The organism is Streptomyces neyagawaensis, assembly GCF_023516595.1.
In the GTDB taxonomy this organism is placed as follows: Bacteria; Actinomycetota; Actinomycetes; order Streptomycetales; family Streptomycetaceae; genus Streptomyces; species Streptomyces neyagawaensis.
Genome location: NZ_JAMGBG010000117.1, coordinates 16,763 through 31,500, shown reverse-complemented (window position 1 = coordinate 31,500; position 14,738 = coordinate 16,763). Strand labels below are relative to the sequence as shown.

The window sequence follows — 14,738 nt, the reverse complement described above, 5'->3', positions numbered from 1 at the left end:
TAGAGCACCGCACTGACAAGACGGATCCACCCCGACTCCGGTTCTCCGCCGCCGCCCGATGGCACCCGATGTGGCGACACCGAGGCCGCGGCTTGCCGTGGTCCGGCCATCGGCCCTCTTGCGCCCGCCCGACCCAAATCCTACGGTGATGCATAGGAATCAGGAGCGCGAGGGAGCGATCATGAGCGGGGACGCGAGGAAGACCGCCGAGGGACTGGAGTACCTCTCCGGTTTCGGCAACGAGCACGCCTCGGAGGCGGTCCCGGGCGCGCTGCCCGAGGGCCGCAACTCACCCCAGCGCGCCCCGCTCGGCCTGTACGCGGAGCAGCTCAGCGGCACCGCCTTCACCGAGCCGAGGGCACACAACCGCCGCTCCTGGCTCTACCGCGTCCGCCCGTCGGCCGCGCACCCGGCCTTCACCCGCACGGACAACGGCGCGCTGCGCACGGCCCCCTTCACCGAGACGGTCCCCGACCCCAACCGGCTGCGCTGGAACCCCCTGCCGGAGCCCCCGGCGGGCACGGACTTCCTCGCCGGCCTGTGGACGCTCGGCGGGAACGGCGACGCGGCCCAGCGCGCCGGCATGGCCGTGCACCTGTACCACGCCACGTCCTCCATGGAGCGGGTCTTCAGCGACGCCGACGGCGAGCTGCTGATCGTCCCGGAGCGCGGCGGCCTGCTTCTGCGCACCGAGTTCGGTCTGCTCCACGCGGAGCCCGGCGAGGTCGCCCTCGTCCCGCGCGGGGTCCGCTTCCGTGTCGAGCTCCTCGACGGCACCGCCCGCGGCTACGTCTGCGAGAACTACGGCGCCCCCTTCCGGCTGCCCGACCTCGGCCCGATCGGCGCCAACGGCCTGGCGAACCCCCGTGACTTCCGGGCGCCGGTGGCAGCGTACGAGGACGTGGAGGGCCCGGTGGAGGTGGTGAACAAGTTCTGCGGGAACCTCTGGACGGCCACCTACGACCACTCGCCGCTCGACGTGGTGGCCTGGCACGGAAACTACACGCCGTACGTCTACGACCTGCGTCGCTTCAATGTCATCGGCTCGATCTCGTACGACCACCCGGACCCGTCGATCTTCACCGTCCTGACCTCGCCGTCGGACACCCCGGGGCTGGCCGGTGTGGACTTCGTGGTGTTCGCGCCGCGCTGGCTGGTGGGCGAGGACACGTTCCGGCCTCCGTACTTCCATCGGAACGTGATGAGCGAGTACATGGGCCTCATCGAGGGCGCGTACGACGCCAAGACGGCCGGGGAAGGGGGTTTCGTGCCCGGGGGCGGTTCGCTGCACACGATGATGTCCGCGCACGGCCCCGACCGGGAGACCTTCGACCGGGCGAGCGCCGCCGAGCTGACGCCGCAGAAGGTCGACGACGGGCTTGCCTTCATGTTCGAGACGCGGTGGCCGATCCTGACGACCGCGCAGGCGGCCGGGGCGGACCATCTCCAGCAGGGGTACGACGACGTGTGGTCGGGCCTCCAGCGTCACTTCGGTCCGTTGCGCTGACCGCGCCGGGCCGGGTACGGATAGCGTCGTGACCTCCTTCGCCCCGGACTCGATCGTCCTGAACCGCAAGCTGCCTCTCTGGTATCAGGTCTCGCAGTCCCTGCGCGCCTCGATACTGGGCCGGTCGCCCCACGATCCGCTGCGCCTGCCCACCGAGGAGCAGCTGGCCGGGCACTACGGCGTGAGCGTGTTGACCATGCGGCAGGCGCTGAAGGAGCTGGAGGAGGAGGGGCTGATCAGCCGGCACCGGCGGCGCGGCACGTTCATCGAGCCGGGCGCGCAACGGGGCACGCCGGTGCGGCTGCTCGGCTCGGTGGACGCGATCGTGGCCCAGCAGTCCGGTATGACGACCGAGCTGCTGGACCAGGGCAGCACCCCCCTGCCGGGTGAACTCTCGGACTACTTCCCCGACTTGACGGAGGTGGCCACCTATCACCGGCTGCGCGGCGACGAGCGGACGGGGGAACCCACCAATCACGCCCGCAACTACGTCCGCCCCGAGCTGGCCGAACGCATCGACGGGAAGGACCTGCTCCGCTGGCCGATGACCAAGGTGCTCCGGGACGCCGTGGGCGTGGCCATCGGCCGGATCACCGACACCGTCGAGGCCCGCCTCGCGGACCCGGAGACCGCCCGCCTGCTCCAGATCCCCCTGCTCAGCCCGATCCTGCACTACACGGGCGTCACCTACGACGAGTCGGGCCGCGTCCTGGACGTCGCGGTCATCCACTACCGCGGCGACCGCTTCTCCTTCACGGTCACCCTCGACGCCCACTGACGAGGTCGTACGATGCCCAGCGTGACGCACGACGACGCTCCGCTCCTGGCGGACCTCATGCCGTGGTCCGTCGCACCGCCCCGGCTGGGCCGGGCGTGGCCGGCGGCGCCGGACGCGGCGTCCCTGAGGGCCCGATGGGACGCGTTGCTGAAGGCGGAGGGCCCGGACCGCGAGGCCCTGTTCGGCCCCACGCGCTCCCGCACCCTCACGTCCGCCGTCCCGGGACTGCCGGGCCGGTCCGGCGGCACCGGGCGGCTGGCCCGCGAGTCGGGCCCGTGCCCCGAGCCGGTACGGGTCCTCGCCGCGCCCTTCGACGAGCAGTGGCTCATCCCCGACCACCGCCTGATCGACGCGGCCCGCCCCGAGCTGTGGCGGGTCGTGGACGAGCACCAGGTGTTCGTGGTGGAGCAGACGCCCGCGCCCGAACCGTCCGGGCCGCCGCTCCTCGCCACGGCGGTCCTTCCGCTGACTCCCCCGCACGGTCCGCGCCCCGGCCGGGTCCGCCCCCTGTACCGGCGGCCCGGCGGCCGGGAACCCAACCTGGCCCCCGGTCTCACGGAGTTCCTCGCCGACCGCGTCGGCGCCGACCGCGTCGAACCCCTGGACGTCCTCGGCTGGATCCTGGCGACCGCGCGTCCGGGCCCCGGGGGCATCGAGGTCCCGCTCACCGCGGACCCCGACATCTGGTCCCGGGGCGTCGGGCTGGGCCGCCGCGCCCGCTGGCTGATGCGCCGCGACGGCGACCGCCCCAAGCTCCCCGGCGGCCGGCGCCCCTACGTCCGCGCCCCGCTCCCGGCCCGCCCCGTGGAGCTGCGCTACGACCCCGACGAGGAGGCGCTCCTCCTCGACGAGGGCCGCGTCTCACCGGTGCCCGCCGGGGCCTGGGACTTCCACGTCGGCGGTGTCCGCGTCCTCGACGCGTGGTTCGCCCGCCGCACGGAGCCCGCCGACCCGGGCACCCTGGAGGCCGTACGTCCCTCGACCTGGCCCCAGAGCTGGACGTCGGAACTCCTGGAGCTGATCACGGTCCTGGCACTGCTCGCCGAACTGCGTCCGGAGCTGGACGGGTTGACGGTGAAGGACCACCTCACGACGGCGGACCTGCGCACGGCCGGCGTCCTCCCCGTCGTGGAGTCGGCGCGCAGGCCGGCCTCGGTGCTGGACCACGACGAGGAGGGCCCGGAAGGCCAGTTCACCCTGCTGTGAGCGGCCCCGCCGCCCGGCGCGGCATCAGGGAGCGAACGAGTCCAGCACCCTGTCCAGCATCCACGCGAAGACGGCCTCCAGATCGATCGGCCCCGCGTCCTCCGTGAACGCCGCCGCCATCCGCGGATACGCCCCGGAGGCGATCTGTCCGCCCAGGTACGCGATCCGCACCTGGTTCTCCTGCTCCTCGGACCACGGCAGCGCGCGCGTCCGCTCCGCCGTCGCCAGCTCGTTCGCGACGTATGTCGTCACACACCCGTTGAGCAGCGCCAGGAGCTGGAGCTTCGTGCCGTACGGGGCGTCGAGCGGGTCCATGCAGGCCAGGCAGTGCTCCAGGAATCGCAGCGCGTTCGGGCTGAACCCGTACACCGGTGACATCAGCCGCGGCAGCCACGGATGCCGGCGCATCAGCTCCCGTGTCTGATGGGCCACCCGGCGCAGATCGGCCCGCCAGTCCCCGCTCGGTTCCCACAGCTCGTGCTCGCCGCCGACGGCGTCGACCATCAGCTCGTACAGGTCCTCCTTGCGCGGCACGTAGTTGTAGAGCGACATGGTGCCGCAGCCCAGCTCGGCCGCGACGTGCCGCATCGACACCGCGTCGAGCCCGCCCTCGTCGGCGAGCCGCACCGCCGCCGCCGCGATGTCCGCCCGGCTGAACGCGGGCCTCGGGCCGCGGCCGGTGCGCTCGGGGCGCGCCCAGATCACGTGGGGTACGGCCGGTCGGCCAGCCATCGATCATCACCTCTGGCCACCATCCTAGTTACGTACAGCGTACGTAGTGCGCTATGGTCGACCCATGACTTCTACGTACGCTGTACTTAGTGAAGGTCTGGAGAAGCGTTTCGGGGATGTCCGTGCCGTCCGCGGCCTGGATCTGGCCGTGGCCCGGGGCTCGGTGGTCGGGATGCTCGGCCCGAACGGGGCGGGCAAGACCACCGCCGTACGGCTGCTGGCGACGCTGCTGCGGCCGGACGCCGGCTCGGCGCGGATCGCGGGGCACGACCTCGTACGGGAGCCGCAGGCCGTGCGGCGGGCGATCGGGGTGACCGGACAGTACGCGTCAGTGGACGGGGACCTCACGGGACGGCAGAACCTACGGCTGTTCGCGCGGCTGCACCGCGTCCGCGACACCGCCGCCCGGGCCGGTGAACTCCTCGACCGCTTCGGGCTGGCCGAGGCCGCCGACCGGCCCGTCTCCACGTACTCGGGCGGGATGAGGCGCCGACTCGACCTGGCGGCGAGCCTGATACGGCACCCTGCGGTGCTGTTCCTCGACGAGCCGACCACCGGGCTCGACCCGGTCAGCCGCAACCAGATCTGGGACGCCGTGGGCGCCCTGAAGGCGGAGGGAACGACCGTGCTGCTGACGACGCAGTACCTGGAGGAGGCCGACCGGCTCGCCGACCAGGTGGTGCTGATGGACCGGGGCCGGATCGCGCACAGCGGCTCGCCGCCCCAGCTCAAGGCACTCATCGGGTCGTACGCGGAGGTGGTCGTCGCGCACGCCGACGCGATGGTCGCGGCGGCGGGCGTCCTCGACCAACTCACCGGGGCCGAGCCGTCGTTCGACCACGACCGGCACGCGGTCGGCGCGGTCTCCCCCGACCCGACGCTGACGCTTCCCCGTCTCGTCCGCGAACTCGACGCGGCCGGGGTGCCGTTGCTCGACGCGAGCCTACGCCCACCGACCCTCGACGACGTGTTCCTCCGCCTCACCGAGGCGCCCGCGACCGACCACTCCGACCACTCCGACGTCAAGGAGCGTGCCGCATGAGCGCGTTGGCGTACGACGGCGCGGCCATGCTCGGCCGTCAGCTGCGGCGGGCCCGGAACAATCCGGGGCTACTGATCCTCACCCAGACGATGCCGATCTCGATGCTGCTGTTCTTCGGGTACGTCTTCGGCAGCGCCCTCGCCGTGCCGGGCGAGGAGTACCGGCGGTTCCTGGTGCCCGGTCTGCTGGTCGCGACGGCGGCCGGCGGGATCATGACCGGCATGTTCCAGGCCGCGCAGGACACCCACCGGGGCGTTATGGACCGCTTCCGCACGCTGCCGATGAGCCGGGCCGCCGTCCCGCTCGGCCAGGTCGCGGCGGACCTGGTCCTCACGGCCGCGGGGACGGTGCCGTTCCTGCTGGTCGGGCTGGCGGTGGGCTGGCGGATCGAGGGCGGCGCGCTCGCGGCGGCCGGCGCGTTCGCCCTGCTGCTGCTGTTCCGGTTCACGGCGGTGTGGATCGGTGTCTTCCTGGGCCTGCTCACCCGCAACGAGGAAGCGGCGGGCCAACTGGGCGGGGCCACCTTCCTGTTGCCGCTGCTGTCCAGCGCGTACATCCCGACCGAGGGTCTGCCGGGCTGGCTGCGCACCGCCGCAGAGTGGAACCCGATCAGTGCGGTCACCACGGCCCTGCGCGACCTGTTCGGGAACGCACCCGTCCCCGACGGCGCCGCCTGGCCGGTCGCCCACCCGGTCGCCGGTTCGCTGGCCTGGTGCGCCGTCCTCCTCGCGGTGTTCGTCCCGCTCGCGGTGCGGACCTACGCGGCCGGCCCCAGGTGACCTCCGGCCCGTTCGGGGGACGGGCCGGACCCGGCCGGCCCCCGGCCCGCTCCGGCGGGGTGGGCCGGGGGCCGGCACGCCGGGGCGGGGCACGTGACGCTCGGCACGCCCTGCTGACAACGGCACCCCGCCGGGGACATGATCCACGGCATGCGCTCACCGACCGGCACCGGCGACCCCCTGCCCCTCGACGGCCTCACCGTCGTCGCCGTCGAGCAGGCCGTGGCGGCCCCGTTCGCCACCCGGCAGCTCGCCGACCTCGGCGCCCGTGTGATCAAGGTCGAACGGGTGGACGGCGGTGACTTCGCGCGCGGCTACGACACCGCCGCGCGGGGCCTCGCCTCCCATTTCGTGTGGTGCAACCGGGGCAAGGAGTCCCTCGCCCTCGACCTGAAGGAACCGCGCGGCCTGGACGTCGTCCGGCGGCTGGTGACGGACGCGGACGTGTTCGTGCAGAACCTCGCGCACGGCGCGGCGGCCCGGCTCGGTCTGGACGCCGCCACCCTGTGCGCCGCGCACCCCCGGCTGATCGCGGTGGACATCTCCGGCTACGGGGCCTGCGGGCCGTACGCGGACAAGCGGGCGTACGACATGCTCGTGCAGTGCGAGGCCGGGCTGGTGTCGGTGACGGGCACCCCGGAGCAGCCGGTGAAGGCGGGCATCCCGGCGGCGGACATCGCCGCCGGGATGTACGCGTTCTCGGGGGTCCTCGCGGCGCTCGTCCGCCGGGGCACCACCGGGCGGGGCGGGCCGGTGGAGGTGTCGATGCTGGAGGCGCTCGCCGAGTGGATGGGGCACCCGCTGCACCACACCCTGCACGGCGGCACTCCCCCGGTGCGGACGGGCCTCGCGCACGCGGTGATCGCGCCCTACGACGCCTACCCGACGGCGGACGGCGGCCGGGTGCTGCTGTCGGTGCAGAACGACCGCGAGTGGCGACGGCTCACCGAACAGGTGCTGGGGCGGCCCGAGTTGGCCGATGATCCGGCGTTCGCGACCAACCCGGCCCGGGTCGCGCACCGGGACCGTACGGACGAGGCGGTGGCGAAGGCGCTGGGCGTCCTGGACGCGGACGAGGCGGTGGCGCGACTGGAGGCGGCCGGGATCGCGTGCGCACGTCTGCGGGACGTGCACGACCTGGCGGAGCATCCGCAGCTGGCGGCCCGGGACCGGTGGCGGGAAGTGGGGTCACCGGTGGGGCCGCTCAGGGCGCTGCTGCCGCCCATCACGCTGCCGGGCGGGGACGAGGCACGGATGGGGGCGGTACCCGCGCTCGGGGAGCACACCGAGTCGCTGCTGCGCGCCGTGGGGATGACGGGCGACGAGATCGCAGCGCTGCGCCGGGACGGTGTGATCGCCTGAGCGCGGGCTTCCTGCTGAAGATCCTTGGTGCTAGCGGCTGCCGAAGAGCGAGCGGCGCAACCGCCTCAGGGGTGCGAACAACGAGACACGGCCGACGCGAGTGTCCTTGGCGGCACGCTTCTCGTGCGGGGAACGCGCCGTTATCTCCCGCATCAGCGAAGTCGCCTCGGCCGTCTCGCGCTGCGGCACGGCGGGGCCGCTCAGCACCGAGAGATGGCGGTCGAGGCGCGAACTCGTCGCACTGCTCCCGCAGGTGATCGCAGGGACTCGCGCCCTGCGGACTGTTATCTGTTCCATGTCACTCCCCACCCGTTCGAGTCCACCCGGCCCGGGCAGCGTAACCATATCGCCCCACCCGAGCACTCGGGAATCACGGTCCCGGTATACACCTACCCCGTAAGGGCGTTGTCGATCACTCTCCGAATCCAACTGATTTCAGGGCGAGTTGGACAATCGGCTGGCTGGTGGGCTGTGCTGACCCCCCGTCGGGCTCGACGGTCACGGCGAGTGACGTCGCATCGGTGTCCAATCCGTTCGTGACCAAGGGCGTGTCGCCGTCGAAGAGGCCCAGGGAGCGTGGTTGCACGTCGGGGCGCATGAGCCAGAGCTGGTGCACCCGATCGCGGGGGAGGTCCTCGAATCCGGCGAGCGTCACGATCGCACGCCCCTCCTCGGCGGAAGCGATCACTCCGATTCCATTGCCCTCCGCGTCCTGTTCCCGGGTCGCCCGGACGTCCGGCGCGGTGAGAACGTGGGCGATCTCACGTGACTGCGCCCGCTCCGCGTCCAGCTGATCCTGTGTCCGGTTCGCCTCGACGGCGAAGAGCGACGCCACGACGAGCGCGCCGGCGGCGGTCACGGTGGCGAGCGGCATGAACAAAGGGCGCATCCGGGGCGCACGGGCGCGCGCCTTCGGTGGCGGCGCGGTGCCCCAGACGTGCGGCGGCAGATGCTGCTGGGGCCGCGCCTGCGCCGGGGCCTCCTGGGGAGTGCTCCGTACGGCGGCCAGCACCCGGTCGCGCATCGCGGCCGGCGCGGGGACGGCCGTCGACCAGGCGAGCCGGACCGCGTCCTCGGCCAGGGCGCGCACCTCGGCGGGACAGCGGTCGCAGCGTTCCAGGTGCTTCTCGAAGCGGCGGCGCTCGTCGGGCTCCAGGGCGTCGAGGGCGTAGGGGGCGGCGAGCGAGTGGAGGTCCTCGCGGCGGAACAGGCTCATGCCGCCCCTCCCTCGGGCACCCGGGCGCGGGGGGCGGTGGAACCGAACGGGGCCTCCTGTGCCACGAGGCCGATCAGGGCGCTCATGCGACTCCTCCCAGGCATTCGCGCAGCCGTGTGAGTCCGTCGCGCATACGGGTCTTGACCGTGCCGAGGGGCAGCGAGAGCCGCTCGGCCACTTCACGGTAGGTGTAGCCGTCGTAGTAGGCGAGGGTGACCGACTCGCGCTGGAGCGCGGTGAGCCGCTCCAGGCAGTGGCGCACCCACTGGCGTTCGAGGCCCGCCTCGACCTCCTCGGCGACCTGGTCGAAGGCGGTGTCGTGGGCCCGGCGGCCCTCGCGCTGCTCACGCTCGGTGGCGGCGCGGGCGCTGCGCACCCGGTCCACCGCGCGCCGGTGGGCGAGGGTGAGGATCCAGGACAGGGCGCTGCCTCGGGCGGGGTCGAAACGGCCGGCGGAGCGCCAGAGTTCGAGCAGCACCTCCTGGGCCACCTCCTCCGACTGCGCGGGGTCGCGTACGACCCGGCGCACCAGACCGAACACCGGCCCGGACACCAGGGTGTACAGCTCCTCGAAGGCCCGCTGGTCACCTCCGGCCACCCGGACCAGGAGTTTGTCCGCCTCCACTCGCTCCCCCTCGCCTCCGGCCGAGCACGGCCATCCCCGCGCGTAAGGCATTCGCAACCGACCCACCTCCGGATGGGGTTACGGATCAGCGTGCCCAAAACGCGGGTCCCCCGTCGACGAATCCGATCGGATCCGGCCGGATCGGGTCCTGACGGGCTCCGGATCGGATCGTGACGGGCTCCGGACGCGATCTCGATCCGAGGAATCCCGTTCTCCGCTGAGACAACCTTTCAAACGCGCCGTAAGAACGTTTGGGATTCGACCAATCCACCCTGCCGACCGCTCCGAATGGCGTTCGTCAGGCAAGTTGGGACAGAGGACGGACGGCATGACGACACCTACTTCCAAGAGCGGCGCGGGGCGGCGGAGCATCGCGGCCCTCATTTGTGCTTCGCTGGCCGCCGGAGGGCTCGCGGCCGCCGGCGTCACCGTGCTGGAGCCGGGGACGGCCTCCGCCTCCAGCCACCGTGAGGCCCCCCTGATCTCGGGGGAGCCGCAGTTCGACAACACCGACGTGTACGCGTTCGTCAGCCCGGACAGGCCGGACACGACGACGATCGTCGCGAACTGGATCCCCTTCGAGGAGCCGGCGGGCGGACCGAACTTCTTCCCGTTCTCCGAGGAAGCCCAGTACGACATCCGCGTCGACCAGGACGGCGACGCGAAGGAAGACCTGATCTTCCGCTACACGTTCGACACCAAGACGAAGAACGACAAGACGTTCCTGTACAACACGGGTGTCGTGGAGAGCCTCGACGACCCGGACCTCAACATCACGCAGACGTACGACATCGAGCTGATCAAGCTGCGGGACCGTCGCCCGGTGTCCCGGACGAAGCTCGCCGACGACGTGTGGGTGGCGCCCTCCAACGTCGGCAAGGCGTCGATGCCGAACTTCAAGAAGCTGCGCGACGAGGCCGTCTACAAGACCGCGAGCGGTGTGACGACGTTCGCCGGCCAGGCCGACGACCCGTTCTTCCTGGACCTGCGGGTCTTCGACCTGCTGTACGGCGGTGACCTCTCCGAGGTCGGGCGGGACACCCTCAAGGGCTACAACGTCAACTCGATCGCGCTCCAGGTGCCGAGCGCGGCGCTCGCCTACTCCAAGGACCAGCCGATCGTCGGCATATGGTCGACGACGCAGCGCAAGGGCGCCAACGGCCGCTTCCACCAGGTGTCGCGCCTCGGCATGCCGCTGGTGAACGAGGTCGTCAACCCGCTGAAGGACAAGGACCGGTTCAACGCGTCCTCGCCCACGGAGGACGCCCAGTTCCTGAAGAACGTCACCGAGCCGGAGCTGCCGAAGCTGATCGAGGCGATCTACAAGATCCCCGCCCCGAAGACGCCGCGCAACGACCTCGTCGACGTCTTCCTGAAGGGTGTCGAGGGCCTCAACCAGCCGCCGCGCGTGACCCCGTCGGAGCAGCTGCGCCTCAACACCTCCATCAAGCCGACCGCGAAGCCGAAGCGGCTCGGTGTCCTCGACGGTGACAACCAGGGCTTCCCGAACGGTCGCCGGCTCACCGACGACGTGATCGACATCGCGCTCCAGGTGGTCGAGGGCGAACTGGTCGGTGCCAAGAACGACCTGGGCGACGCGGTCGACAAGAACGACAAGAAGTTCGGCAAGTCCTTCCCGTACGTCGGTCTGCCGACGGCGGGTTCGCGGGGCAAGACGGTCAAGGGCAACACCACGAACAACGTGCGCAGCGCGCTGGGCGGTGGCGTCGAGGCCGGCATGGACGACACCACGCTGATCGCGGCCTCCGCGGGTGCCGGCGCGGTCGGTGTCCTGCTCATCGGCTCGGGCCTGCTGTGGTGGCGCCGCCGGAACGACCGGGCCTACTACTAGGCCCACCCCGGCCGGGCCCCGCGGGGGCCCGGCCCACCGACCGGCGCGGTCCGCTCGTATCCATCCCCCACGGCGCGGGCCGCGCCCCACCGACGTCACCACCGTTGCTCGGCAAGGACTTTGAGGAGAGGGCATGTCCCCGCGTACGAACGACAGCGCGTCGCAGGACGGGCGTCCGCGCCCCGACGAGGGGGCTCCCGAGGCCGACGGGCACGAGATCGCCGAGGCTGTCGCCGACTCCGGTGCAGAGTCCAGCGCCGACTCCGGTGCAGAGTCCAGCGCCGACTCCGAGTCCGGTGCCGGGTCGGGTGCCGACTCCGGTGCCCGGTCCGGTGCCGAGTCCGCGTCCGCGTCCGGTGTGGAGTCGGGTGCCGATTCCGGCGACGTCGTACCCGTTCGCGAGCCGGTTCGTGAGCCCGTCCGGGGGCGGCTGCTGCGGCTCACCGCGTGCGCGGCCGCGCTGGCCGTCGCGTTCACCGGGTTCGCGATCGCGCTGGGCGCCCGGGACGACGACGGGACGGTCGCTCTCTCCTCCTCGCCGGGGCTCCCGGCGGCACAGCTGGCCGGCGGGGACCTGGACACGTCGGTCAAGGCGTTGCAGGCCCATCTCAAGGACCAGCCGCGGGACTTCGGCTCCTGGTCGACCCTCGGCCTGGCCTATGTGGAACAGGCCCGCACCAAGGGCGACCCCTCCCGCTACCCGCAGGCCGAGAAGGCCCTGAACCGTTCCCTGAAGCTGCGCCCGGACAACGACCCGGCCCTCGCCGGCCTCGCCGCGCTCGCCGCGGCCCGGCACGAGTTCGAGGACGCCCTGCGCTACGCGGACCGGGCCCTCGAGGAGAACCCTTACAGCGAACGGGCGCTGTGCAGCCGGATCGATGCCCTCGTCGAACTCGGCCGCTATGACGGGGCGTTGAAGGCGGCGAAGCTCGCCGACACCCGCCGCCCCGGCATCCCCGTGTTCACCCGCTACGCCTATGTGCACGAGCTGCGCGGCGACGTGAAGACCGCCCGCCGCGTCCTGCGGCAGGCGCTCGACTCGGCGGTCACGCGGGGCGACATCGCCTACGTGGCCACCCAGCTCGGCCAACTGGCCTGGAAGCAGGGCGACGTCAAGACGGCGCTCGACCACTACGCGCGCGCCCTGGGCGCCGACGACACCTACCTCCCCGCGCTGGAGGGCCGTGCCCGCGCCCAGGCCGCGAGCGGCGACACCGCCGAGGCCGTCCGAGGACTCGAACAGGTCGTGTCCGCCTACCCGCTGCCGGGCCCGCTGGTCCTCCTCGGCGAGCTGTACGACGCGAAGGGCGACACGTCGGCGGCCCGTGACCAGTACGTGCTGGTGAACGCCTACACCGCGATCGCCCGCGCCAACGGCGTCAACGCCGACCTCGACACGGCGCTCGCCGCCGCCGACCACGGCGGCAGGAAGGCCGCCCTGCGCGCGGCCGAGGCGGAGTGGAAGCGCCGCGAGACGGTCCACACGGCGGACGCCCTCGCCTGGGCGCTGCACGTCAACGGCCGCGACAAGGAGGCCCTGCCGTACGCCAGGCGGGCCACCGCTCCCGGCTACAAGGACGCCACGTTCCTGTACCACCGGGGGATGGTCGAGTACGGCGCCGGCGAGAGGAAGGCCGCGAAGGCGTCGCTCCGCGCGGCACTCGATCTGAACCCCGGCTTCGCACCGCGCGGTGCCGCCGAAGCCCGTACGACCCTGAAGGCTCTGGAGACCAAGTGACTGCCTCTCGGCGCCTGTTCGCCTCCTGTGCGGCGGTCCTCACGGCCGCCTGCGCCCTGGTGCTCGTACCCAGCGGAACCGCCAGCGCGCACCCGCTCGGCAACTTCACCGTCAACCGGTACGACGGGCTGGTCGCCGCCCCCGGACAGCTCAGGATCCTCCATGTGGAGGACCTGGCGGAGATCCCCGCCACCCAGGCCGAGCCCGCCATCGAGCGCCGGGGCAGGGCAGGGTGGGCCCGCGAACGGTGCGCGACGGCCGCCGGGGACACCGAGGTGACGGTCGACGGACGGGCCGTCGAGGTGACCGTCTCGTCGAGCCGGGCCCAGGAGCGGCCGGGCCAGGCCGGGCTGAAGACCCTCCGCGTGGAGTGCCGGCTGAGGGCCGCCCTGCCGGACCGGGCCGTCGATGTGCGCTTCCACGCCGCCGTGGACTCCGGACCCGGCTGGCGCGAGGTCACCGCCCAGGGCGACCGGATGACCCTGACCGGGTCGGACGTGCCGGAGGAGTCGGTGTCGGACCGGCTCACCGACTACCCCCAGGAACTGCTCCAGTCCCCGGAGGACACCGCGGCCGCCTCCCTCCAGGTACGGCCCGGCGGTCCCGCGCTGACGGAGCGCGAGGACGACGCGCCGGGGGCCTCGATCCTCCCGCGCGGCGCCGACCGTTGGACCCGGGCCCTGGACGACCTGGTCTCCAGCCACGACCTCACCCTCGGCTTCGGCGCGCTGGCCTTCGGCATCGCCCTGTTCCTCGGCGCGATGCACGCGCTCGCCCCGGGCCACGGCAAGACGCTCATGGCCGCGACCGCCGCCGCCCGCGACCGCGCCCGGATGCGCGACGTACTCCCCATGGCCGCGTCGGTGACGATCACCCACACCCTGGGCGTGGTCGCCCTCGGGCTGCTGGTCCTCGCCGGTTCCGCCGCCGCCCCGTCCGTCATCACCTGGCTCGGCATCGCGAGCGGCCTCTTCGTGATGACGGCGGGCGTGACCCTGGCCCGCCGCGCCTGGCTGAACCGCAAGCTCACGCTGATGCCGGGGCACGGACATGGTCATGAGCATGGGCACGACCACGATCACGGTCACGAGCACACGCACGACCATGACCACGACCATGACCATGAGCACGGTCCTGGTCACACGCACGGCCACGGGCACTCCCACGACCACGATCACGCACCCGAGCCCGAGCCCCAGAAGCAGCTCGTCCTCGCGCACGCGCACCCGCGTACACACGGCGAAGCCCACGCCCACATCCACGAGCCCGAAACGGCCCCGGTCAAGGCGCACACCCACAGCCACGGCACCGCCCACGAGCACAGCCACGACCACGGGCACCAGCACGGTCACAGCCACGGCCATGACCACGCACACGACGCGAGCCACACCCACACCCACGACCATGACCATGAGCACGACCACGACCACGCCCCCGCCCCCAAGCGCTCGCTGCTCGGCGGTGGTCTGACGCACACCCACGGTGGTTTCACCCACACCCACCCCACCGCGCCCACCCTGCGCGGCACGATCCTGCTCGGTTTCGCGGGCGGCATGGTGCCGAGCCCGTCCGCGGTGGTCGTGCTGGTCGGCGCGGCGGCGATGGGCAAGGCGTGGTTCGGCCTGCTGCTGGTGCTGGCGTACGGCATCGGGCTGGCGCTCACGCTGACCGCGGCCGGGTACGCCGTGGTGAAGGCGGGCGGCTGGGCCGCGCGCGTGATGGACAAGGGTCAGGGCCGGCTCGGCGGCCCCACGGCGGCACTGGTCCGCCGCACCGTCCCGCTGGCGTCGGCGCTCCTGGTCGTCGCCCTGGGGGCGGCTTTGGTGTTCAAGGGGGCGGCATCCGCGTTCCTCTGAGCTACTTTTGGGGAGAAATCGCACGGAGTGGAGACGTCGCGCGGA

Annotated in this window: 13 protein-coding genes; 9 read left to right on the top strand and 4 right to left on the bottom strand. The window is 72.5% G+C overall.

Annotation, left to right across the window (positions count from 1 at the left end):
• Positions 1-181: 181 nt before the first annotated feature.
• Genes hmgA through M8J73_RS34405 form a run of 3 tightly spaced genes read left to right on the top strand, consistent with a single transcriptional unit; the run spans position 182 to position 3,491 of the window.
• A complete protein-coding gene (gene hmgA, locus M8J73_RS34415; protein WP_055542823.1) occupies positions 182-1,507 on the top strand; it encodes a homogentisate 1,2-dioxygenase in 1,326 nt (441 codons plus the stop codon).
• A 28-nt stretch (positions 1,508-1,535) separates the two neighbouring features.
• Positions 1,536-2,285, top strand: coding sequence for a GntR family transcriptional regulator (locus M8J73_RS34410; RefSeq protein WP_055542822.1), 750 nt, complete (start codon positions 1,536-1,538; stop codon positions 2,283-2,285).
• 12 nt (positions 2,286-2,297) lie between these two features.
• Complete coding sequence (locus M8J73_RS34405; RefSeq protein ID WP_249829483.1) at positions 2,298-3,491, top strand: type ISP restriction/modification enzyme; 1,194 nt, start codon at positions 2,298-2,300, stop codon at positions 3,489-3,491.
• A gap of 24 nt (positions 3,492-3,515) precedes the next feature.
• On the opposite strand, the gene M8J73_RS34400 is transcribed toward M8J73_RS34405, so the two are convergent.
• Complete coding sequence (locus M8J73_RS34400) at positions 3,516-4,223, bottom strand: TetR/AcrR family transcriptional regulator (RefSeq protein ID WP_055539662.1); 708 nt, start codon at positions 4,221-4,223, stop codon at positions 3,516-3,518.
• Between the two features lie 64 nt (positions 4,224-4,287).
• Between M8J73_RS34400 and M8J73_RS34395 the strand changes: the two genes are divergently transcribed.
• The 3 genes from M8J73_RS34395 (at position 4,288) to M8J73_RS34385 (ending at position 7,406) form a co-directional block, all read left to right on the top strand.
• Positions 4,288-5,265: an ATP-binding cassette domain-containing protein gene (locus tag M8J73_RS34395; protein WP_055539663.1), complete on the top strand. Its 978-nt coding sequence runs from the start codon at positions 4,288-4,290 to the stop codon at positions 5,263-5,265.
• Positions 5,262-6,044 carry an ABC transporter permease gene (locus tag M8J73_RS34390; RefSeq protein ID WP_055539664.1) on the top strand — a complete coding sequence of 261 codons (783 nt, stop codon included), beginning with the start codon at positions 5,262-5,264 and terminating at the stop codon, positions 6,042-6,044. Before M8J73_RS34395 ends, M8J73_RS34390 begins: the two co-directional genes overlap by 4 nt.
• Before the next feature lie 138 nt (positions 6,045-6,182).
• Entirely contained in the window at positions 6,183-7,406 is a 1,224-nt protein-coding gene (locus M8J73_RS34385) for a CaiB/BaiF CoA transferase family protein (protein ID WP_249829482.1), read from the top strand.
• A 30-nt stretch (positions 7,407-7,436) separates the two neighbouring features.
• Here the strand turns inward: M8J73_RS34385 and M8J73_RS34380 are convergent, their stop codons facing one another.
• From M8J73_RS34380 to M8J73_RS34370, 3 genes are all read right to left on the bottom strand, one after another.
• Positions 7,437-7,703 (bottom strand): hypothetical protein, encoded by a 267-nt coding sequence (locus tag M8J73_RS34380; protein ID WP_055541681.1) that lies wholly within the window; start codon positions 7,701-7,703, stop codon positions 7,437-7,439.
• Between the two features lie 115 nt (positions 7,704-7,818).
• Positions 7,819-8,622, bottom strand: coding sequence for an anti-sigma factor (locus tag M8J73_RS34375; protein WP_055541680.1), 804 nt, complete (start codon positions 8,620-8,622; stop codon positions 7,819-7,821).
• Positions 8,623-8,704: 82 nt separating this feature from the next.
• Positions 8,705-9,247 (bottom strand): sigma-70 family RNA polymerase sigma factor, encoded by a 543-nt coding sequence (locus M8J73_RS34370; protein ID WP_055541679.1) that lies wholly within the window; start codon positions 9,245-9,247, stop codon positions 8,705-8,707.
• Between the two features lie 328 nt (positions 9,248-9,575).
• Between M8J73_RS34370 and M8J73_RS34365 the strand changes: the two genes are divergently transcribed.
• The 3 genes from M8J73_RS34365 (at position 9,576) to M8J73_RS34355 (ending at position 14,693) form a co-directional block, all read left to right on the top strand.
• Entirely contained in the window at positions 9,576-11,099 is a 1,524-nt protein-coding gene (locus tag M8J73_RS34365) for a DUF4331 domain-containing protein (protein ID WP_055541678.1), read from the top strand.
• A gap of 133 nt (positions 11,100-11,232) precedes the next feature.
• On the top strand, positions 11,233-12,837 hold the full coding sequence (locus M8J73_RS34360) for a tetratricopeptide repeat protein (protein ID WP_055541677.1): 1,605 nt from the start codon (positions 11,233-11,235) through the stop codon (positions 12,835-12,837).
• Positions 12,834-14,693 (top strand): nickel transporter, encoded by a 1,860-nt coding sequence (locus M8J73_RS34355; RefSeq protein WP_249829481.1) that lies wholly within the window; start codon positions 12,834-12,836, stop codon positions 14,691-14,693. Before M8J73_RS34360 ends, M8J73_RS34355 begins: the two co-directional genes overlap by 4 nt.
• Positions 14,694-14,738 lie beyond the last annotated feature (45 nt).